18 protein-coding genes are annotated in these 22,253 nt (G+C 62.1%); 5 read left to right on the top strand and 13 right to left on the bottom strand.

Translation table 11 applies throughout. The features are described 5' to 3' along the window. Nucleotides 1-24 precede the first annotated feature (24 nt). Nucleotides 25-1,365, bottom strand: a complete 1,341-nt coding sequence (locus ACTNBZ_RS00185; RefSeq protein WP_441207624.1) for a sensor histidine kinase — start codon at nt 1,363-1,365, stop codon at nt 25-27. Further along, on the bottom strand, nt 1,362-2,084 hold the full coding sequence (locus ACTNBZ_RS00180) for a response regulator transcription factor (protein ID WP_441207623.1): 723 nt from the start codon (nt 2,082-2,084) through the stop codon (nt 1,362-1,364). Before ACTNBZ_RS00180 ends, ACTNBZ_RS00185 begins: the two co-directional genes overlap by 4 nt. A 251-nt stretch (nt 2,085-2,335) precedes the next feature. On the opposite strand from ACTNBZ_RS00180, the gene ACTNBZ_RS00175 reads away from it, so the two are divergent. The 4 genes from ACTNBZ_RS00175 to ACTNBZ_RS00160 all read left to right on the top strand — a co-directional run bounded on the left by ACTNBZ_RS00175 (nt 2,336) and on the right by ACTNBZ_RS00160 (nt 10,526). Further along, nucleotides 2,336-4,537, top strand: coding sequence for an efflux RND transporter permease subunit (locus tag ACTNBZ_RS00175; protein ID WP_441207622.1), 2,202 nt, complete (start codon nt 2,336-2,338; stop codon nt 4,535-4,537). Between the two features lie 15 nt (nt 4,538-4,552). Then, nucleotides 4,553-6,967, top strand: a complete 2,415-nt coding sequence (locus ACTNBZ_RS00170) for a hypothetical protein (RefSeq protein WP_441207621.1) — start codon at nt 4,553-4,555, stop codon at nt 6,965-6,967. A 168-nt stretch (nt 6,968-7,135) separates the two neighbouring features. Then, on the top strand, nt 7,136-8,833 hold the full coding sequence (locus tag ACTNBZ_RS00165; RefSeq protein ID WP_441207620.1) for a hypothetical protein: 1,698 nt from the start codon (nt 7,136-7,138) through the stop codon (nt 8,831-8,833). Between the two features lie 19 nt (nt 8,834-8,852). Further along, the gene (locus ACTNBZ_RS00160) at nt 8,853-10,526 is read left to right on the top strand and encodes a hypothetical protein (RefSeq protein ID WP_441207619.1); all 1,674 of its coding nucleotides are present in this window, start codon (nt 8,853-8,855) and stop codon (nt 10,524-10,526) included. A 54-nt stretch (nt 10,527-10,580) separates the two neighbouring features. Here the strand turns inward: ACTNBZ_RS00160 and ACTNBZ_RS00155 are convergent, their stop codons facing one another. From ACTNBZ_RS00155 to thyA, 9 genes are all read right to left on the bottom strand, one after another. Further along, nucleotides 10,581-11,618, bottom strand: coding sequence for a DUF2804 domain-containing protein (locus ACTNBZ_RS00155; protein ID WP_441207618.1), 1,038 nt, complete (start codon nt 11,616-11,618; stop codon nt 10,581-10,583). A 22-nt stretch (nt 11,619-11,640) separates the two neighbouring features. Further along, complete coding sequence (locus tag ACTNBZ_RS00150) at nt 11,641-12,756, bottom strand: PepSY domain-containing protein (RefSeq protein ID WP_441207617.1); 1,116 nt, start codon at nt 12,754-12,756, stop codon at nt 11,641-11,643. Nucleotides 12,757-12,758: 2 nt separating this feature from the next. Next, a complete protein-coding gene (locus ACTNBZ_RS00145; RefSeq protein WP_441207881.1) occupies nt 12,759-13,325 on the bottom strand; it encodes an RNA polymerase sigma factor in 567 nt (188 codons plus the stop codon). 138 nt (nt 13,326-13,463) lie between these two features. After that, nucleotides 13,464-14,222: a PepSY domain-containing protein gene (locus ACTNBZ_RS00140; protein ID WP_441207616.1), complete on the bottom strand. Its 759-nt coding sequence runs from the start codon at nt 14,220-14,222 to the stop codon at nt 13,464-13,466. Nucleotides 14,223-14,372: 150 nt separating this feature from the next. Beyond that, entirely contained in the window at nt 14,373-14,786 is a 414-nt protein-coding gene (locus tag ACTNBZ_RS00135) for a hypothetical protein (protein WP_441207615.1), read from the bottom strand. Between the two features lie 125 nt (nt 14,787-14,911). Beyond that, entirely contained in the window at nt 14,912-16,246 is a 1,335-nt protein-coding gene (locus ACTNBZ_RS00130) for a glucose-6-phosphate isomerase (RefSeq protein ID WP_441207614.1), read from the bottom strand. A 151-nt stretch (nt 16,247-16,397) separates the two neighbouring features. Beyond that, the gene (locus ACTNBZ_RS00125) at nt 16,398-16,967 is read right to left on the bottom strand and encodes an NUDIX hydrolase (RefSeq protein WP_441207613.1); all 570 of its coding nucleotides are present in this window, start codon (nt 16,965-16,967) and stop codon (nt 16,398-16,400) included. Next, the gene (locus tag ACTNBZ_RS00120) at nt 16,967-17,449 is read right to left on the bottom strand and encodes a dihydrofolate reductase (protein ID WP_441207612.1); all 483 of its coding nucleotides are present in this window, start codon (nt 17,447-17,449) and stop codon (nt 16,967-16,969) included. Before ACTNBZ_RS00120 ends, ACTNBZ_RS00125 begins: the two co-directional genes overlap by 1 nt. 37 nt (nt 17,450-17,486) lie before the next feature. Next, on the bottom strand, nt 17,487-18,317 hold the full coding sequence (gene thyA / locus ACTNBZ_RS00115; protein ID WP_441207611.1) for a thymidylate synthase: 831 nt from the start codon (nt 18,315-18,317) through the stop codon (nt 17,487-17,489). A gap of 256 nt (nt 18,318-18,573) precedes the next feature. Between thyA and ACTNBZ_RS00110 the strand changes: the two genes are divergently transcribed. Further along, nucleotides 18,574-19,161, top strand: coding sequence for an FUSC family protein (locus ACTNBZ_RS00110; RefSeq protein ID WP_441207610.1), 588 nt, complete (start codon nt 18,574-18,576; stop codon nt 19,159-19,161). Between the two features lie 82 nt (nt 19,162-19,243). Here the strand turns inward: ACTNBZ_RS00110 and ACTNBZ_RS00105 are convergent, their stop codons facing one another. Beyond that, nucleotides 19,244-20,554, bottom strand: coding sequence for an APC family permease (locus ACTNBZ_RS00105; RefSeq protein WP_441207609.1), 1,311 nt, complete (start codon nt 20,552-20,554; stop codon nt 19,244-19,246). Between the two features lie 178 nt (nt 20,555-20,732). Beyond that, the gene (locus ACTNBZ_RS00100; protein WP_441207608.1) at nt 20,733-21,923 is read right to left on the bottom strand and encodes a M20 metallopeptidase family protein; all 1,191 of its coding nucleotides are present in this window, start codon (nt 21,921-21,923) and stop codon (nt 20,733-20,735) included. Nucleotides 21,924-22,253: the final 330 nt, after the last annotated feature.

Here is a 22,253-nt window from a genome sequence, read left to right as displayed (position 1 = left end):
AGTTCCGGGGGTTTTGCCCTGTTCTCAGTCCGCCGCCGGCAGCACCGCCCGCACCAGCAGGCCGCCGCCGGGGGCATTCTCCGCCGTCACCGAACCGCCGTGAGCCCGGATAATGCTTCTGCAGATGGACAGGCCCAGTCCGGATACCTTCCTGCCCCGGTCCGAGGTGTAAAGGGGCTCGAAGATCTGGGTGAGAAGCTCCGGCTCCACCCCCGTTCCGTTGTCCCGGAACTCCAGGACCAGCTCGTCCCGTTCCCGCCGGCACGACAGCGTCAGTTCCAGCGCCCGGACGCCCCCGTGGCGGATGCTGTTGCCGATCAGATTGCCGAAGTACCGCCGCAGGTCGTCCCGGTTGCCCAGAAATGCCGCGCCCGGGCAGGCGCATTCCACGCTCAGCCTGACGTTGGCCTCCTGGAGCTCCGCCTCATATTCCTGCCGCACATCGGCGCACAGTTCCTCCGCCGTGAGGCGCTCCATGGGCCGGTCGTCCCGCAGGCCCACATCGATATATTCATCGAACTCATCCACGATAGACTTCAGGCGCAGAGCCTTTTCATGGATGCTCTGGAGGTACTGCCGCTGTTTCTCCGGCGGGAGCTGGGCTGAGAGCAGCCGCTCGGAAAACCCCAGCACCGAGGTCAGCGGGGTCTTGAGGTCGTGGGAGATGGAAGCGATCAGCCGCCGCTCCGACTGTTCCTTGGCCCGGAGCTCCCCGGTCAGGTCGGCAAAGGCATTCTGCAGCTTTCCCACCTCGTCGGTCCGGGTGCTGCGCTCCGGAAGGTCACCCCGCCGGGCATAGGCCAGCATGGTCCTGCGCAGCGCGATGATGGGCGAGAGGACGATGAGATACAGCAGCACCCCTGCCGCCAGAAACAGGCCCAGGTTGAACAGAGACAGTCCCACAAAGGCCTGATGGCCCAGGGCGTCGCTCAGGTCCTCCCGGTCAATGGCGGTGCTCCACACATATGCCCGCAGCGTGCCCGAGCCGGTGGTCACCGGTATGCCGCAGGAGGCGGTCAGACGGGGGGAGAGCCAGGACTCCGGCATGAACTGAAAAACCGTCCTTCCCTGGTCGTCCTGAAGGATGCAGCCCAGTTCCCGCTCCTCCAGATATCCGGCGAGACCGGATATGTCTCCCCGGCTCCCCTCCAGGAAGGAGGCCAGTTCCCGGGCCTGTTCCTCTGACTGCCGCATTGCTCCGTCATAGGCGTTCCCAGCGTAGTCCTGCATGTCCCGCAAAAACCAGAAGAAGGACAAAAGCCACCCCGTTACCGCCAGGGCGAGCAATATTACGATCATCTTGCGGGACAGGCGCGCCCCCAGCCAGCCGGTGCCGGGAAACCGCCGCTTTTTCCCCTCAGTCATGGCTCGCTCCCCTCCATCTTCTCCTCCTCATAACCGCTGCAGGTGACAAAGCGGTAGCCCGAACCCCACACCGTCTTGATGTAGCTCCAGTCCGGATCCAGCTTGGCCCGCAGGTTCTTGATATGGATGGCCACCGTGCCGATGTCCCCATATCCGGTCTTCCATACATCCCGGAATATCTGCTCCTTGGACAGGGTCCTGCCCGCGTTGTGCATCAGATAGGACAGCAGCTCAAATTCCTTGCTGGACAGGGCCACCGGCAGGCCGTCTCTGGTGACCTCCATCTTCTCCGGGTCCAGGCGGATAGCTCCGATCTCCAGCGCCCGCTCCCGACGCTCCACGCCGGGGGCGGTACGGGCCTGACGGCGCAGATGGGCCTGGATACGGGCCGCCAGCTCCTCCACCACGAAGGGCTTGGTCAGGTAATCATCCGCCCCAAGGCCAAGCCCCCTGACCACGTCACGCACATCGCGCTTGGCGCTGAGGAAAAGGATGGGGCAGTCCACCTGCCCCCGGATCCTCCGGCAGACCTCCAGGCCGCTGATCCCTTTCATCATGATATCCAGCACGATCAGGTCAAACCGCTCCTTTTCCAGAATGCGGATCGCCTCCTCGCCCGACTGGGCCGTGCGCACACCGATGCCCGCGTCGGAGAGCACATCGCAGATCAGCAGGAGGATGGCCGCGTCGTCATCCACGATCAACACCCGCTCGCTCACGCTTGCTCGCTCCTCTCACAGGCCCGTCCACAGGCGGGCCCGGTATTTTGTTGGGTCTTGTTCCAGGGTATTATATCAAAAAGCGCCCCATACGACTATTAAGAATTATAAAAGCGTCCCGCCCTGTCCCATTTATTAAGAATTATGAGGAAACCTTCTCCTTCGTTGACTTTTCGTTTGCGCCAACCTAAAATGCCAAAGCGTAAAGCCAATCAAGTCAACGCATCCAGCGTTTCAGGAAGGTGACAATCGTGCTGGAAAAAATCGCCCACAAGCTGACCCGGAAGCCAAGGCTCGTCGTCATGATCGCGGTGCTTCTGCTCATCCCCAGCATACTGGGTGCCGCTTTTACCCACATCAACTATGATATCCTGTCCTACCTGCCCCAGGATCTGGACTCCGCCAAGGGCGAGGCCCTGCTGGAAGATCCCTTCCACATGGCCGCCACCACCATGCTCATCGTGGAGGGCATGCCGCCGGAATATTCCAACCGGCTTCTGGAGCAGGTCAAGGAGGTCCCCGGCGTCAGCGGGGCCATCTGGATCTCCAACCTGGTCGGCATTCAGATCCCTCAGGAAATGATCCCTGAGGATATCCGGGACATTTTCTTCTCCGGGGACGCCACCATGATGATCGTTCAGTACGAACAGCCCGGCGCATCTGAGGCCACCATGAAGGCCATCGGGCAGGTCCGCTCTCTGTGCAACAAAAACTGTTTTCTGGCCGGCTTCTCCGTTTTCACCAAGGACACCCGGGACCTCATCACCAAAGAGATGCCCATGTATGTGGTGGTGGCTGTCCTCCTAGCCATGGTCGCCATGTGTGCCATGATGGACTCTTGGCTGCTGCCCGTTGCCCTTACGCTGTCCATCGGCCTAGCGGTGATCTACAACTTCGGCACCAACATATTCCTGGGACAGATCTCCTTTATTACACAGGCCATTGCCGCTGTTTTGCAGCTCGGCGTCACCATGGACTACTCCATTTTTCTCTATGACCGCTACATGGAAGAACTCCATCATTACGACGATAAACGGGACGCTATGTCCACTGCCATTGTAGCCGCGTTCAAATCCCTGACTGGCAGCTCCATGACCACCATTGCCGGCTTTCTGGCCCTGTGCTTCATGCGTTTGACACTGGGCCGCGACATTGGCCTTGTCATGGCAAAGGGTGTGGTGCTGGGCGTCGTTACCGTAATCCTGGTCCTCCCCTCCATTCTGCTTCTGATGGATCAGAAGCTCCAAAAGTACCGCCATCCTACCCTCAAACCCAATCTGAGCCGGGTGAACACCTTCATTATCCGGCACCGGAAGGCGTTTGTGGCGCTTTTCCTTCTTCTCTTCTTCCCGGCTGTTTACGCCAATAACCACACCCAGGTCTACTACAAGCTGGACGAATCGCTGCCCCAGGATATGCCCTCCATCGTCTCCACCAACAAGCTCAAGGATGAATTCGGCATGGCCTGTACTCATTTCATCGTCATGAAAGACGGCCTGAGCCACGCCGATATGCTGGAGCTGACGCAGGCCATTGAAGAGGTCCCCGGCATTACCAGCGTGGTATCCTACGATAAGCTGCTTCCCACCGGTATCCCCGATTTCTTTATCCCCGACTCCATCAAGGCTCTCTGCAAGAAGGACGGCTATCAGATGATGATGGTCAACTCCTCCTATGTCACTGCCTCGGATGAGGTGGCGAAGCAGCTGGACACGCTCAACACCCTTCTCAAGTCCTATGACCCGGACGCCTACATCACCGGCGAGGGTGCCATGACCGCCGACCTCATCACTACCGCCGACGTGGATTTCACCGTTACCAGCTATCTGTCCATTCTGGCCATTCTGATCCTGGTGGCCCTCACGTTCCGGTCCATCGGCATCCCCATCCTTCTGGTGGCCACCATCGAGCTGGCCATCTTCATCAATCAGGGCATTCCCTATTTTACAGGTACTTCCATTGCCTTTGTGGCCCCCACCGTCATCGGCTGTGTCCAGCTGGGCGCCACCGTGGACTACGCCATCCTGATGACCACCCGTTTTCAGGAGGAACTGCAGAAGGGCCATGACCGCCTGGAGGCCATCCATATCGCCGCCTGTTCGGCCGACACCTCCATTATCACCAGCGCCCTCGTGTTCTTCTGCTCCACCTTGGGCGTATCTCTGGTCTCTACCATGGACATCGTCGGCGATATCTGCCGCATGCTCTCCCGGGGCGCCATCATTTCCGCTCTGGTAAGCATCTTCATTCTCCCGTCCGTGCTGGCGGTCTTTGAACCCGTCGTCGCCAGGACCACTCTTCACTGGCGGACCCCCAAGCCGCGGCGGTCTTCCCGGCGCGCCTGTCTTCCGGAGCAGAAGACCGCGATCCCTGCCGCCGATACTGTTTCCGATGCTGTTTCCGCCGGGGACAGTCTGTCCGGCAAAACGTCTGACGCCGCCGAAACCCACTGAAAGGAGTTCATTTCCATGAAATTGACCCATAAACGCGCCCTGGCTCTGGCGATGAGCGCCGCTCTGGTCCTGGGGACCCTGACCCCCGCCATGGCCGCCGGGGAGCTCTCCCCGGTCTGTGATGAGTCCTACTATGCCACGCTGGATTATTACGGCGGATTGAAGGACGCCAGTGTGGTCAAGAGCTACCGGACCAACGGCCGCTCTACCCTCACCGACTATGGTTCCTACGACGAGGTGATCAACCTGACCGACGACCGCGCGCCCACAATGGCCGACGGTGCCGTCACCTTCGACCTGGGGGAGGACGCCCCCGACCGCTTCTACTTTGAAGGCAAGACCGAACAGCCCTTCCGCGACCTGCCCTGGACCATCTCCCTCTCCTACAAGCTCAACGGCGCGCCCGCCCTGGCTGAGGATCTTGCAGGCAGCACCGGTCTGGTGGAGATCGACCTGGACGTGCTCCCCAACCCCTCCGCCTCTGAGTATGCCCGGAACAACCTGGTCCTCACCGCCGCCACCGCCTTCAACGCCGATGACATCACCTCGCTGGAGGCACCCGGCGCCCAGGTACAGCTGGTAGGCAACCTGCGCGCAGTGCTCTTTATGGTCATGCCCGGAGAGGAGCAGCATTTTGCCATCCGGGTGGGCAGCGAGGATTTCTCCTTCTCCGGCCTGGTGCTGCTGGCCGTTCCCGCCACCCTGCAGCAGCTGGACCAGATCGCCGATCTGCGGGAGGCCAAGGAAAAGACCGAGGAGTCCTATGACGCCATCAACGACAGTCTGGATGTGATCCTCAACTCTCTGGACGGCATGAGCGGCAGTCTGAACGCCACCGCCAACGGCCTGGACCAGCTCAATCGGGCCAGAGGGACCATCTCGGCCGGAAAGGGCGGCGTCTACAGCAGTGTGGACGCGGCGCTCAGCGCCTCCGGCAGTCTGACCAACTCCATGAAGCCGGTCAACGGCCATCTGGACAGCGCCTCCCAGGCCCTGACCGACGCCACTTCCACCCTTACCGCCCTCACCGACAACGCCATGGCCCTCAAGCCCGAGCTGGAGTGTGCCCGCAGCGCCATCCAGTCCATCCAGTCCGACACGAAGAAGCTCAAAGACCTGGCCGGCAGCCTGGAATCCTACAACAAGTCCGCCTCCCAGATCTCCGGCGACCTTCAGAGCGACTGTGAGGACATGGGCGACGCTCTGGAGGACCTGGAGAGCAGCCTCTCCAAGCTGGAGAGCGCCCTCAGGAGCGCCAGCGGCGTGTCCGAGGTGGACCCCTCCGACCTGACCGACAGCACCAAGGTCAATGTGGGCGGCACCCAGATGACGGTCACGGAGCTTCTCAGCAAGATCAGCGCCGCCAAGAAGCTGGAGGCCGCCTATGAGGCCAAGGTCAAGGAGCTCTCCGCCGCTTCCGGCGCCAGCGAGGATGTCATCCGCGCCCAGCTGCCCTTCCACACCTTCCTGGTGGGCTACTTTACCGGCCAGGGCCTCTCGCCTGAGGCCGCCGACGCCCAGGCCACCGGTATCGAGCAGCTCATCGCTTTTACCCAGACCCAGGACTATCAGGACCTCATGTCCACCCTGGACAGCGTGAATTCCGGCGTGGACGGCGTCAATGACAAGATCGGCGAGATCAACGGCCTCATCACCGGCCTGACCAAGCCCACCGCCCGGGTGGTGGAGGACCTGCAGCGCCTCACCGTCTTTCTGGGCGATGACGGGCTCAGCGGCGACCTGGCGAAGCTGTCCAAACTGGCCTCCGATCTGCTCAAGGACCTGAAGGAGCACGAGGGGGACGCCTCCACCCTGCTGACCCACCTGGATGAGCTGGGCGATCTGGCCGGCCGGGTCACCCGGAACGCCGACACCGCCCTGGATCTGGTCAAGCAGCTGGACGACACCCTGGTCGCCTATGAACCCAAGGCCCAGCAGGCCCTGTCCGACGCTCAGGATCTGGTGACTGCGGCAAGCGACAGTCTGAGCGCCCTGACCGGCGCCGCGCAGCAGACCGAGTCTCTTCTGAAAGCCAGCGGCGGCGATCTGGACGCCGGCACCCGGCAGGCCCTGTCCGGCCTGGCTGAGGCTCTGCGCCGCTCCACCACCGGCCTGAACGAAACCGATACCATCCGCAATGCCAAGGATACCATCACCGGCCTCATCGACGATGAGTGGGAGAGCCACACCGGGGGTGACAACAACCTGCTGCTGATGGACGCCGCCGCCAGGCCCCAGTCCATGACCGACGCCCGCAACCAGGACGTGAACAGCGTGCAGTTCATCCTCCGCACGCAGGAGATCAAGGCCGGTGAGGAACCGGATGAGGAGACCGCCCCCGCCCGGCACTCCGACAACGGTACCCTGTGGACCCGTATCAAGGCCATGTTCCGGGACTTCTGGAACGCCATTACCGGGCTCTTCCATTAAAATGCTTTTTCTCTTTTTGATCCTCTCTTTATTGTCAGGGGGCCGCCCGATATCCGGCGGCCCCCTGACGTCTGTCTTTCCGCACCTGAAAGGCCCCCTTTCAAAATCGTCCCGCTTATGGTAAACTGAGCATACCGATCATTCCCGGGCCTGAGAGGAGAGGACGCCATGTACTGCCCGTTCTGCCATACTGTCCATATGGAAGAGGGGCTCTTCTGCCCCGTGTGCGGTTCCCCCCTCCAGCCGGAGCCCCCCGCGGAACACGCCCCTCCGCCGGAGCGCATCTCCCCGGAGGCAGGCCCGGCGCAGGCCGTCCCGCCCAGCCGTCCCTGTGGGAAGCGGCTGCTTTTTCCCGCCGCTGCCGTGCTCCTCATTGCGGCGGCGGTGCTCCTGCTCCGGCTGTTCCAGGCCGCCCCGGGGCCTGCGCTGGGGCTGCAAAGCCATTCCTCCTGCTGGGTCCGCAATGACGAGGCTACCCTTTTTCTCTTCGATGGAGAGGAGGTTGCCCGGATGCCCGGCGGTCACACCTATATGGTCCAAAACCGCTCGGCTGACGGCTCCGCCGTGCTCTGTCTGGAAGGCACGGACAATTCCTATGACCTGAGCGGCCCCTTTTACCTGCTCACCGCCCGGGGGCTCTTCCCTGTTGCGGAGGAATGCGATGAGATCGGCCTCTCCTTCTGCGGCCGCTGGCTTTTCTATGTGGACGGCCTTGAGCTCCATCTGGTGGACACCGCCACGCTGAGCGACACGCTGGTCACCGCGCGGCTGGCCTCCTCCCATACCGGGTCGGTCTGCTTCTCCCCCGACGGGGAGGACCTCTACTACGCCGCCTACCACTCGGATACTTCCGCCGTCTCCGTCTGCCGGTGGACCCGGGACGGGCGGGAGGAGGCGGTGCTGAAAGGCGCCGTGCCGGTGGCCGCCTCCAACGGCGGAGACTATCTCTATTACACCCCCGCCTACGGCGACGGCTTTTTCGTCTGGGACGGCCACAGCTCCGTCCTGCTTCACGAGGAGGCCCCCCGCTTCTTTTATCTGGACCGGACCGGGAGACAGATGCTCTTTTCCACTGACGACGGGGCCTTCCTCTGCCGGGAGGGGGGCGGATCCGTCCCCCTGTCCCATGGTTCCGCCGCCCTGTCCGGCGCTTCCGCGCTGATGTCGGCGGCCCTGCCCGCCAACGCCGGGCGCTCCCTGACTACCTCCGGCGTCATTCTGGACGCGGCCGACCTGACCGGCCTGGGCTACCTCTCTCTGCTCTCCCTTTCCTCGGCCGGCACCGTTGAGCTCTCCCTGTATTACTTCGGAGCGGACGGCTCCCTGCGCTCCCATAAGACCGGGCAGTATTTCACCCCCGCCGCCTCCGCCGACGGCCGCACCCTTCTGCTCAACGCGGGGCAGGAGCTCTCCCTTTTCGACCTGGACCGCCCCGATGAGGGACCGGAGGTCATCGCCTCCGCCCCCGACGGCGGCCAGCTGGGCGGACTGCTCTGCCCGGACGGCCGCCGGGCGCTGGTCTACAACCCGGAGGGCAAGATCCTCTCCCTCTGGACCCGGGGCGGGGAGCTCACCGAGCTGGCCCGGGACGTGGAGGGCTACGCCCTCTCCGCCGGCGGCGAGGCCCTCTATTACACCGTGGCAGACTCCGGCGGCTCTGCAGACGAGTGGGGCCGCGTCAGCGGTACTCTCTGGTCCTGCGCCGGGAAGGGCAATCCCCGCCCGGTGGAGGGAATGGAGCAGGTGTTCCCGCCCCGGGCTCTGGGCGGCGGCATCCTCTGCCTGGACGAAGAAGGCTCCGCCTGGTTCGCCATACCGGGACAGCCCTTCCGAAAGCTGTGCGGCAGCGTGATCGACTACGGATGATCCCCGAAAGGAGCGGTATATGTACTGTGCATATTGCGGCGCCCCCTGCAGCGGGGATGAGATGTTCTGCCCCGGCTGCGGTTCCCCCCTCCAGACCGAGGGGGGCATGACCGATGTTCCTCCCTCCGTTCCGCCCGCCCCGGAGGAAGGACCTCCCGCCCCGCCGGAGGAGGCCCAGGTCCATACCGCCGCCCTTCCGGTCCTCCGGCTGCCCCGGCTCTCCCGCAGGGCCCGGCGGGCCTGCCTGGCGCTTCTGGTCCTGCTGGCGGCGGTGGGAGCGGCGCTGGCGCTGCGGCCCCGTCCCGCTCCCGACTTTTCCCTCTCCCGGCAGCCCTATGGCCTGGTGGACTCCGGTGATGCCCAGGCGCTTTACCGGGACGGAGAAGAGATCGTCCTGCCCGACGGAGATACGGCCTGGTACCTTCTTCCCTCCTACACCGGAGAGGGCGCGCTCCTGACGGGCGCCTCCCAGCTATACGCCCTCTGGGGTGGAACTTCCCTTCCGCTCCATGTCGAGGAGAGCCGGCTTTTGAATCTGGCCTGTTCCATGGATGGCCGGGTGGTGTGCTATACCACCGACGGGGACGGCCTGCTGTATTTTGACGCTGCCCGGAACCAGACCTTCTTCCTCTGGGAGGACGGCGCCGCTCTCCTCTCCGGCCCCGTCCTCTCCCCCTCCGGCGACACGCTGGCCTTTTCCGCCGCCGGGGAGGATGGGGAGGCCACTCTCTTTCTCTCCCGGGACGGCGGGGAGCCCCGCCCGGTGATGACGGACGCCGTCCCCGCGGCCGTGTCCGACGGCGGCGAATATCTCTACTACAGCCGCTCAGCCTCCGATCCCAACAACGGCCAAATGGATGACCTGTATGTCCGCAACGGGGCAAGCTCCATCCTCCTCGCCTCCCAGTGGAGCGGCGACCTTGTCCTCAACCGGGATGGCAGCGAGGCCATTTACACCACCCCTTCCTGCGGCGTTTTCCTCACCCGGCAGGGGAGCGGCGGCATCCTGCTGGACCGGGATCTCAGTTTTCTCTCCCCCATCCTGCCCCAGGCCAGCACTTTTAGCACTATGATCTTCTCCCAGGCCTGGTATTTTGACGTGACCCATCTCACCGGCCGGTTCTGCGTCGGATACGGCTCGGGAGAGACGCCCTGCTATCTCACGGAGGGCGGCGAGGCACAGTCTCTGGAATTTGACCTGCTGCGGCGCTCTCTGGCCCCTCCCGATGGCCAGACCCTCTATTGTCTGGACTCGACCCATCTCTTCCGGGTCCGGGCCGGTCATTTGGAGGAGCCAGAGCCCCTGCTCCCCGACACGCTGGTGGATGATTTCGCCCTGAGTCCCGATGGGAAGTCGCTCTTTGTCCGGGCCATGAACGGAGAACTTTACCGGCTGATCCCCGGCCGGGAGGCCGAGCTTCTGGACAGCGGGCTCCTCTCCTGGCAGATGTCCCCGGACCGGAAGCAGCTCTGGTACCAGAAGGAGGAGGGCGGCCTTCTGTACGCCTGCACATGGAGCGGCGCGCCCGCCGCTCTGATGGAGGCTGACCGCTATTCCCCCTTCTGCGGCGGCATGGCGGCCTACACCTCCGACGGCCGGGTCTGGTACGCTCCCTCCGGCGGCGCCCTTGCCCCCCTCACCGACCATACCGGCGCGCCCCAGACTTACAGCAGTGCAATATATGAAGATTAGCCCCAAAACCGAAACCGCCTGCGCTCAAAAGAGCGCAGGCGGTTTTTTGATCTCCTACCACTTGTTCTCCACCTTTTCGGCAAAGCCCATGGGCCCGTCAAAATAGATGGTCCTCCCGCCGCCCAGCACGGCGGAGCCCCGGAAGCGGCCGAACACCTGGTGCTGGTCAGACTTGATAATCCCCGCGCTGGTACAGGCCGCCCGGTCCATCACCGGGGTCATCACCGCCTCCAGCCGTCCGTCATCACTGATGAAGGCCCAGTCCGCCCCGGTGAAGCGTTCAAAGCCCCTCTCCCGGGGGATGTGGAAGCGGACCCGGCCCAGCTTGTGGGCCTTTCCGCCGTAAAAGAGCATGTTCTCGGTGGCATGGGAGGTATCCCCAAAGCCGTATCCCAGGTTGAAGCCGAAGGGCACCCCCTCCACCCGGGTGGAGAGGGAGGACCAATACCAGGTGTTGTGGTAGGTCCACACCCCCCGGCCCCAGTCCAGAGTGCCGAAATCCCGGCCGGGCAGGAAGGGATAGGTCCGCTCTCCCAGCTTCACCGTTCCCGACGCCGCCATACAGTTGATTTTCTGGTTGTAGTAGAAGTGGCCCGGCTTGTCAAAGGGGGTGCAGATGACCATGGACTCCTCCGGCTCACCGGTGAGGACCACATGGGCGTCCAGGGTCTGTCCGTCCCGGAAGTTCTCCATGTGGGCCAGCAGCTCCCGGCGGCCTTCTCCCTCATTCCGGAAGAGGATGCTGTACCCCCGGCCGGTGCTGACGGTGTTCCCCCGCTCCGAGGTGGCGGGCAGGCCGGTGCGGCCCATGGGCAGCAGCCGCATGGGGCTGCGGGTGACCTGCCATCCCTCCTCAAAGTCCAGCAGGGAGATGGAGTCCAGCCCCATGTAGCCGTTGTCGGCCACAGTGAGGGCCAGGGCGAAACCCTCCCCCATCACCAGGTAATAGTCCCACTCCTTCCGCCGGTCCGCACGGGCGCGGATCCGGCTCCGGTCATATACCGGCAGCAGCTTCCGGGCAAAGCCCGGCTCCGTCAGGTTTCCCCGCTCGTCCAGCAGGGGGATGGGGGCTGTGATCTCGTGCTGCAGCATGGTCCCGCTCCTCTCTCCGGGCCTACTGCCCGGTCTCCGCCTCCAGGATGGCTCCCGTGGCGGCGTCGATCAGATACTCATATTCCCGGCCCTGCCACTGGAATTCCAGCTCATAGTACCAGGCTCCGTCCTGTTCCTCCAGTCCCAGCGTTCGGTCCTCTGTTTCCTCTTCCGCGCACCCTGCCTGGCGGAAAGCTGCCTGCCAGGCCTGCTGCTTCGTCACCGTCAGAACGGGTGCGGGCTCCCGCTCCTCCCGCCGGAACTTCAGGATGGTCCCATCGGCGGCCACGTCGCATTCAAATTCCGCGTCCCCGCTCCGGAACTCCAGTTCATAGACAGTCCTTCCGTCCTCCTCTTCCCGCTTCAGCTCTGTGAGCTCAACGTTCTCCCGCTTCAATCCGGCCCGGTTCAGGGCGGCCGACAGGGCTCCCTCCTCCCCGACATCCGCCGGAGCGGGGACTGCGGCGGGCCGGGCGGTGGGCTGTACTGTCGGAACAACAGCCGGGACAGAGGGCAGCACGGCTGCCGGCGGCGTCTCGCTCTCCTCTGCCGCCGGGACGGAGGGGAGCGCTGTGCGTTCAGGTACAGGAACGATATGGGCCTGGCCGCCGCTCCCGGCCACCCGGTCTTCCAGCACCTCTCTGGTCATGGCCAGCAGCTCCCGGTTGTACCGCCAGTCGCCGCCGTCCACCGCCACGGGGATGTCCTGTTCCCCGGTCAGGCAGCCCTGTTCCTCCATAGAACGGGCCACCGTCTCCAGCGCATCGTCCAGTCTCTGATACCTCAGGGAGAGCCCGGACAGCACCATCTCCCCCGTCTCGCTGTATCCCGAAGCGGCCAGCACCCGCTGAAAGCGGTTCACCGACAGCTCCAGGTCAGGTCCGCCGCCGATGGAGATGATGGCGGCGGTATGGAAAAATCCGAATCCGCCGATGCACAGCGCCAACAGCACGCAGGCGCACAGGGCCAGGGGCAGACCCTTTCTGCGGCGGGCCATGGGAGGCGGCACGATCCCATCCGGGTTCAGCAGCGGCGCCGCCGGCTCCCGGGAGATGGCCTGGTACACATCGGGCACGCTCCGGTCCACTGCCTGGCGGAGCAGCCGCTCCAACTCCCGCTCACTCCAGTCCTTTCCCATGGTCACACCTCCTCTCCGGCCAGCAGGGCCGCCTTCAGCTTGGCCAGCGCCCGGTGGTATTTGGACAGCACAGTGGAGAGGGGCCGCTCCAGCATGGCGGCGATCTCCCGGTGCTTCAGTCCGGACACCGCGTGGAGCAGCACGATCTGCCGCTCCTCCGGCCCCAGCAGACGCATGGCCTGACGCAGCACCATGGCCTCGTCGCTGCGGTCGGTCTCGGGCAGGGCCAGCTCCCCCTCGGGGCAGTCGCCCATCAGCTCCTCCCGGCCCGCCCGCCGCTGCTGGTCCCGCACCAGGTTCTTCACGATGGTGAACACCCAGGCCATGGGCTTGCCGCAGGGCTGATAGAGGTGGGCGGCCGAACGGATCTTCAGATAGGTCTCCATCATCACATCCTGGGCGTCATGATGGCTGCGGGTCAGAGAGAGGGCGTAGGCGTAGATCGCCCGGTCCGTGGCCTGGTAGAACTCCCCCAGGGCCTCCTGATCCCCCCGGGCGATACCGGCCAGGAGCCGCTCGCAGTCGGTATGGGCCAGACGGCGTCCCGCCTCCCAGGCTCCCTCCATCATCAGAAACACACCCGCACCCCCTTTCCCTGTTCCTAAAAGGGAGGGGGGGGCCGCGGGCCGCCCCCTGTTCCGACGTTACCGCGTTACACGGTCAGTATAGCAGAATCCCCGCCTTTTTTCCACCGGGACCCATGCCCTTCAGTCCCGCTCCGCCTCCAGGATGGCGCCGGAGCACGCGTCCACGGTGTACTCATATTCCTCGCCGCCGCAGCGGAATTCCAGCTCGTACACCACCCGGCCATCGTCTCGATCCAGCTCACACTCGGTAAACTTCACCTGACTCACGGTCAGCCCGGCGTGCTCCGCCGCCAGCTTTTTGGCCTTCTCCACGCCGATCAGGCTCTGGCCGGAAGCGCCGGAGGTCTGCCGGGGCTCCTGCTCCCGCTTCAGGATCTCCCCGGTGAGGGCGTCGATCTCATAGTCATACTCTTTCTCTGCGCTGTAAAACTCGATATCATAGACCGCCCGGTCCCCGTCCCGGTCCAGCTTGCTCTTCTCAAAGGTCACATCGGCCCGTTTGACTCCTGCGTCCTTCAGTGCGGCCGCCTCGGCCTTCTCGCGGCTGATATAGCCGTCATCTTCTGAAACGGCGGGCTTCCGGCTCTCTCCGGTGAGGGACACCGTCTGGCTCTTGCTGTCCCACCGGACCTCCATGCCTACGGCCTCTCCCACCGCCCGCACCGGCAGATAGGTGGTGCCGTTGTAAGTGATGGCGTACAGCTCCTTGCCGTCTCCCTTTTTCAGCTCCTGCACTTCCCCGTTCACCTTCAGGGTGATGTCGGGCCGCAACTCAGCGGTAATCTTCTGGCGGACTGCGGAGGAGGCCGCCGCTGCTCCCACGGTCAGGAGGGCCGCCAGGGCCACGATGCTGACGCTCTTCTTCCAGTTGTACTTCATATGGATACCTTCCTTTCTTGTGATCGGTTTTGGGTCCTTTCACCCATATAACGCGGATACAGGCGGTTTTATTGCAGGGTATCCAAAAAATTTTTTCAATCTGAAAAAGCGGGGCCGCACAGAAGTGCGGCCCCGCCGGAATCGCTCAGCTTAGAAGTATTTCTGCAGGCCCTCGGTGGCCAGGGAGGCGTCGGCGCTGATGGTGACGGTGAACTTGATGCTGTTCTTGTCGGAGAAGGCGTTCAGCCAGTCCAGGAACTCCTCCAGCGCATGATCGGTGGCGTCCACGCCCACGATCTTGGTCAGGCTGTCGATAAAGACGTGGGTGATATCGTAATTGCCGGCGTACATGCCGCTGATAAAGCCCTTCATGAACTCGAAGCTGCCCATATCATAGTGGCTGGCCTCCACCAGGCGGATCTTAGAATGGATGTCATAGGTCAGCTTATTGCCCCGCTCGATGCAGACCACGTTGCCGTTCTCACTGTGCACCGCGGAATTAATGAGGTCGATCATCTGCTTGGTCTTACCAGTGCCCTTGACACCCATGATCACTCTCACCATATGTTATCACTCCTTATTTGTCCACCGGGACCTCCCGGTCTTTGTTTCATGTTACCATGTTTACGTCCGGATTGCAACCAATTTACAGAGTTGTTCATTGAAAATTCAAAGGATCCCGCAACGCCTCATCCATTCAGGCGGGCCTCCAGCGCCGCCTTCTGATCCTCGTAGCCCGGCTTGCCCAGCAGGGCGTACATATTCTTTTTATACGCCTCCACGCCCGGCTGGTCGAAGGGATTGACCTCCAGCAGATAGCCGGACAGACCGCAGGCATACTCAAAGAAGTAGATGAGCTCTCCCACGGTGCGCTCGTCCCGGCGGGCGCACCGGATGATCACGTTGGGCACGCCGCCGTCCACATGGGCCAGCAGGGTACCCCGGAGGGCCTGCTCCGCCACAAAGGAGAGGGGCTTGCCCGACAGGAAGTTGAGCCCGTCCACATTGTCCGGGTCGTTGGGGATGGTGAAGGAACCCCTGGACTCCTCAAAACGGACCACGCTCTCGAACATCAGGCGCTGGCCCTGCTGAATGTACTGGCCCATGGAGTGCAGGTCGGCGGTGAACTCCACACTGGCGGGGAAGAGGCCCTTGTTCTCCTTGCCCTCGCTCTCGCCGTAGAGCTGCTTCCACCACTCGGCGAAGAAGCGGAAGGAGGGCTCGTAGCCCACCAGGATCTCGGTGCTCTTACCGGCGGTATACAGGGCGTGGCGGGCGGCGGCATACTGCCAGGCCGGGTTGTCCTGACCGGGTGCGGCCAGGGCCTCCATGGCCTCGGCGGCGCCGCCCATCAGCTTCTCCAGGTCGATGCCGGCCACGGCGATGGGCAGCAGGCCCACGGCGGTAAGCACCGAGTAGCGGCCGCCCACAGCGTCGGGCACCACGAAGGTCTCATACCCCTCGCTGTCCGCCAGCCCCTTCAGGGCGCCGCGCCTGGCGTCGGTAGTGGCGTAAATGCGCTTTCTGGCCTCCTCCTTGCCGTACTTCTCCTCCAGCAGGCTCTTGAAGATGCGGAAGGCCACCGCCGGCTCGGTCGTCGTACCCGACTTGGAGATCACATTGACCGAGAAATCCCGGTCCTTCACCAGCTCGATGATCTCCAGCAGCGCATCGGTGGAAAGGCCGTTGCCGGCAAAGAAAATGTCCGGCGTGTCCTTCTTTTTCAGATTATAGTTGGGGGACTGCAGCAGCTCCACCACGGCCCGGGCGCCCAGATAGGAGCCGCCGATGCCGATGACCACCAGGGCCTGGGAGTCGGACTGGATCCGTTTCGCCGCCTTCTGAATGCGGCCGAATTCCTCCTTGTCGTAGTCCCGGGGCAGGTGGACCCAGCCGGTGAATTCGCCGCCGGGGCCGTTGCCCTCCTCCAGCATGACGCGGGCCCTGTCCAGAGCCGTCTGGCGGGAGGAGAACCAGTCCCCGGGAACGAAGCTGGTCATATTGGAAAGGTCGAGTTGAATCATTGTATTCCTAGCCTCCTTTTTCAACACAAGCATTCCTGTTTCCAGGAGTACTTGGTTATAGTATACACCTTTTTCCTTCTCTTTCCTAGTATAAATTGGCGATTTACGCAAAAAGTCGCGGACCATCCTCTTCGGGACGGTCCGCGGCTTCCTAATCTTTCCCCAGCAGACGCCGGGCCCGCTCCAGCAGCTTGGTATAGACCCCATCCATCTGCCACTCGTTGGTGTACTCCAGCAGTTTCTCCGCCGGAAGCCAGCCCACCCGGCTGTTCTCCCCCGCACGGACCTCCAGCGGGTCCCGGTCGTCGGCCACCAGCAGGTAGGACACGTTGAGGTGCTGATGGGAGGGCACCCACTTCCCCCGCTTCACATGCCCCCACACGGGCAGGATGTCCACCGCCGCGATCTTTTCCGAAAGAGGGCGGATGTGCTCCACACCGGTCTCCTCCCGTGCCTCCCGCAGGGCCACCGCGAGCAGATCCCCGTCCCCGTCGGCGTGGCCGCCGGTCCAGGCCCACACCCGGTAGATATTGTGGTGGGCCATCAACACCCGGCTGGCGTCGGCGTTGACCACAAAGCCCGAGCTGGTGATATGGGCAATGGCGTTGTCCCGGGTAAGGATATCCTCCGGAAAGCGGCGGATGTACTCCAGTATCATCCGCCGGTCGCCCTCCTCCTGGGGACTCTGGGGTACATAGGCCTCTATCTCGTCCCGAAACATCACGCTCTCCTCCGGTAGGTCACATAGCGGTAGACGATCCCGTCCTGCTCCAGCGGCCCGCTCTCCTCCGTCCGCTCCCAGGCGCCGTCGGCGTCCAGGTCAGGGAACCAGGTGTCCGCGCCCGGGAAGGCCGCGTCGATCCGGGTGGCGTACACCGTATCGCACCAGGGCAGCAGCGCGGCATACACACTGCCGCCGCCGATGACGAAGGAATCCTCCGGAGCGGCGGTCAGCAGGGATCTCAGTTCTCCATAGACCTCCGCCCCCTCCGGCCGGAATTCCGGGTCCCGGGAGAGCACCAGGTTCCGCCGGCCCTTCAAAGGCCGGCCGCCGGGGAAGGTGGCCAGCGTCCTGCGCCCCAGGATCACCGTATGGCCCATGGTCAGGGCCTTGAATCGCTTCAGATCCTCTGAGAGATAGACCAGCTGATCTCCTCCCCGCCCGATGGCCCAGTTCCGGTCCGCCGCCACGATGGCTTTCATACCCGTTCCCTCTTTCTTCTTGTTTTTCTCCGACAGCTCACACCGCCACCGGGATCTTCTCCGCCAGGGGATGGGCCTGGTAGCCCTCCAGCTTCAGACTGTCGGGGGTGAAGTCATAAAAGTCCTCCACCGCCGGGTCTATCCACAGGGCGGGGGCGTCATAGGGCCTGCGGCTTATCAGCTCCTCCACGATGGGCACATGCCGGTCGTAGATGTGTGCGTCGGCGATGACGTGGACCAGCTCCCCCGCCTCCAGCCCGGAGACCTGGGCCAGCATATGGACCAGGGCGGCGTACTGCATCACGTTCCACCCGTTGGCGGTGAGCATGTCCTGGCTGCGCTGGTTCAGAATGGCATTGAGGGTCCTGCCGCTGACATTGAAGGTCACCGACCAGGCGCAGGGGTAAAGGGCCATCTCACTCAGATCGTGGTGATTGTAGAGACTGGTGAGGATCCGGCGGGAGGCCGGATTGTGCTTCAGGTCATAGAGCACCCGGTCCACCTGGTCCATCTCCCCCTCGGGATAATGGTGCTTCACCCCCAACTGGTATCCGTAGGCCTTGCCGATGGAGCCGGTCTCATCCGCCCAGGCGTCCCAGATGCGGCTGGAGAGGTCGTGGATGTTGTTGGACTTTTTCTGCCAGATCCACAGCAGCTCGTCCACGCTGCTCTTGAAGGCCATCCGCCGGATGGTCTGGACCGGAAACTCCTCACGCAGGTCATAGCGGTTCACGATACCGAATTTCTTGATCGTATGGGCGGGGGCACCGTCCTCCCACCGGGGGCGCACCTCCTGGTCCGTATCCCATACGCCGTGGGATAAAATCTCCTTGCAGTTTTCAATAAAGTACCGGTCGGCCAGGCTCATATGACCTCTCCCTTCGGCTCAGTCGCGCAGAGAGCCATTTGTTCATTATTGTATCAGTTGTTCGCTAGGTATACAAGTATAATCTCATTTTAACTGTTTGGTTTCCTGTTTTATACAGAACAGGGGGAGAATTTTCCTCTTTTTCTACAATTCAAATTCGGAGTTTTTTCTGGTACTCTATATATATAACATATAACAGAATGAAAGAACAGCCCAATCTGATTGCAGATCATAAAAAGGGAGAGGAGAACATGATATGAGTGACACCCCCGCCCGAACATGGCCCAGGATCGGCCTGCGCAACCTGAAGACCGCCCTGTCCGCGGCTCTGTGCGCGCTGCTCTATCTCCTGATCGGCCGCAACCCCACCTTTGCCTGTATCGGCGCCATCTTCGGCATGGGCCAGAACATGGATCATTCCAAACTTCATGGCGGCAACCGGCTTTTCGGCACCATCATCGGCGGTTTTGTGGGCATGGCGCTCTTCTGGCTCTATGTCCATATCTTCCCCCAGGGAGACCACCGCTGGGCATTGATCCCCCTGCTCTTTGTGGGAGTGGTGGTCCTCATCCTCCTCAGCCAGGTCTTCTGGGTGGGCGCCGTGCAGCCCGGCGGGGTGGTATTGTGCATCATTCTGTTCAACACCCCGGTGGATACCTATGTGAGCTACTCCCTCAACCGGATGCTGGATACCGGCATCGGCGTGATCATGTCGCTGCTCATCAACTGGCTGCTCCCCCGGGAGCGGCTGCTGGTCTGGCTGGCTCCCATACGCCGGCGGTATTACCGTCTGTGCCGCCGCATGGGTCTGGCAGTGCCGGAGGAAAACCAAACCTGTTTCTGATTCTCCTTACTGTCCTTTCCAATACATATTAAAAGGGCCGGAATCCTGGGATTCCGGCCCTTTTATTTCTATGGAACATGAATTACGCTTCGGATCCGCCGCGCTTTTTCAGGAGTGCGAAAATCAGATAGGCGGGCACGCTGGTAGCGCAAAATACCAGGCTCCACAGGATCTTGTACATCGGTACCAGGGAGGCCAGATAGACCGTCAGCGCGACAGAAAGGATGACGCTTGCGGGATACAGAGGCATCTTTACAGGGCGCACCAGGTCAGGCCGCTTTTTACGCAGGACCATCAGCGAGGTGGCCACGAGGAACTCGGAAATCTTTCCTACAAAGACCACCATCATCAGCAGAGTGCTGAAGCTTCCGGTCCACATAAGGAAAAGCGCGATGCCGCAATAGACCATGATGGAACAGTAGGGCGTGTCATACTTAGGATGGATCTTCCCAAAAAAGCTGGGGAACAGGCCAGCCCGTCCAACATTGAACGCCACGCGGGGCATGGACATGAAGCCGGCATTGATCAGGCCATAAATAGAGATAAGTGCGCCGATGGAAACGACCGCAGCTCCCACTTTTCCAAAGATGACCTCGGCGACCATGGCCACAGAGTTGGAACTGGCAGCCAGAGTCTCCACGGAAAGGGTACCCACGCACACCACCGAGAGAAGGATATAGACCACACAAATAACGCCGATGCCCAGCAGAATGGCGCGGGGCAAAGTTTTCTCAGGCTCCTTGATCTCTTCGCTCATATAGGTCAGCTGGTTATATCCGCTAAACGCAAAGAACGCAGGTACCGCGGCGGCGAAGGCCGTTCCCCAGCCCTTTTCCGCGTCCACAACGGGCTGGAAATTCTCAGGCACCAGGAAAAACACTCCGGCTATGATGATGCCGCCCAGCACCACCAGCTTGGTAATGGTAAGGATATTCGTGGCTGTGGCGCCCATTTTCACGCCGCGCACGTTGGTCGCCATGGCCGTGACCAGGACTACAGTAGCTACCAGCTTACTCTGGAACGGGCTCAGCGGGATAAAAAACTTGAGATAATTGGTAAATGTAATGGAAACGACCGCCAGCACCGCGGAATTGTTGAGCATGGCGAACCAGCCATAGAAGAACGACATCTTGTCGCCATAGGCCTCCCGAAGGTAGATCGAAGGTCCGCCGGCGCCGGGCATAGCGGTGGCAAGCTCACAGTACACCAGTCCCATGAGCAGCACCGCAAACGCCGCCACGATCCAGGCCACGATATTGGGTCCGCTGCCCATGGCAATGGTCATGATCTCTCCGGGAACGGTAAAAATACCTCCGCCGATGACCGACGTTACCATAATCATGACGCAGGGGAACAGGGTCAAAGTACGTTTCAGTTGGACTTTTTCACTCATTTTCAGAGCCCCTCCTCTTTGGTTTTCTAATCGCACACACATTTGGTCCGGCCATCCCGAAGTACTTTTTGTGATCCGGAATTTCTGATTCTAAGTATATAACGCCAAACAAAGCCATGTCCAATCGTTGGTTATGGTGGATTGTCAACAAAAAAAATGATGACCGATCCGTTTATACTCAGACTTCTCTGTCCCCGCCGAGCCAGCGCCACGCCAGCCATGCCAGTCCGGCCGCGCCCCGGGGAAGCGCCCGCTCGTCAAAGACCACTTTGGGATGGTGCATGGAGTACTGATACCCCTCCGCGCTGTCTCCGGCTGTAACGAAGAAAAACACGCCCGGCACACGGTCCAGGAAGTTGGAAAAATCCTCCGATGCCGGCGACAGTTCCCCGTCCACATCCATCCAATCCGGGCCGTCCAATTCCCTCAGCCAGCCTGCAACCTGGTCAAAAAGCTCGGGGTCATTGTATACCGGCGCACAGCCGCCGGTCACATCCAGGCGCACCTCCGCGCGGAAAGCGCTTCCGATCATCTCCACCATCTGCTTCATCCGCTCCAGCACCTGCCGGCGTATCTGATTGTCATAACAGCGCAGCGTTCCCTCTATCTCGGCCTGTTCCGGGATGACATTGGGCGCATCTCCGCTGCGGAAGATCCCCTGCGTCAACACCACCGAGTCTTTTGCCGGTACCTCCCGGCTGACGATCTCCTGCAGCGCCAAATGGATATGGGCGCCCACATTGATGGGATCGATCGACTCATGGGGCGTAGCGCCATGGCCTCCTTTTCCCTTGATGCGGATCACATAGCGGTCACAGGAAGCTGACGCCACGCCCGGACGATGCATGGTGAGGGTCCCCGGACGGTAGCGGCTCGCCACATCCACATGCAGGGCCAGTGCTGCATCCACGTGTGGGTTCTCCAGCACCCCCGCGTCAATGAGATTCTGTGCACCGGTAAGGGTCTCCTCCGCCGGCTGAAAGACCAGTTTGACCTGCCCCTGCAGCTCTTCCTCCCGCTGCTTGAGCAGACGGGCCACTCCAAGCAGCATGGCAGTATGCAGGTCATGCCCGCAGGCATGCATCCGTTCACCATCTATCCGGAACGGTTCCGACGTGTCCTCGCACAGGGGCAGGGCGTCCATATCCGCCCGCAGCAGAATGCAGCGTCCCGCGGGTTTCCCCACCAGCGCGGTCACGCCATGATCTCCTATATCCGTTGGCTCATAACCCATTTCACGCAGGCGCCCTTTAACGTAATCTGCCGTCTTATCCAGTTGGTGGCCAAGTTCCGGGTGCTGGTGCAGCCATCGCCGGTCCGCGATCAGATCCTGTTCCAGCTCATAAGCCCGCTCCAAAAATACGTTCATCGCCGCATTCTCCTTTCTGTTCAGGCGGTTTCTCCCTGAATCATTTTCAGTATAGAGCCCGGTTCGTCGGCCGTCCAACAGCCCTTTCTGCTCTCACGATAACAAAATTCTTGGTAACCCGAAAACACGAATAACGATTGGACTCTCCAAATGGAAGCGGCTAAAATGAAATTATTCCCGGTATTCAGTCTGCGGCAAAGCAGAGCAAGTACATGCTGAACCAAAGCAGTTCTTCCGCCATATCTGTTTCCCGGGATCCGGCAGAGCGGCCGCACACCCCGCCTCTGCCGGGGCCATCCAGATCCGGAACATCCGTCAGACAGGAGGGAT

This window comes from Pseudoflavonifractor sp. HCP28S3_F10 (genome assembly GCF_052065415.1).
GTDB lineage: Bacteria > Bacillota > Clostridia > Oscillospirales > Oscillospiraceae > Pseudoflavonifractor_A.
Note: the sequence above shows the minus strand (reverse complement) of the source record. Positions and strands in the feature narration are given on the sequence as shown.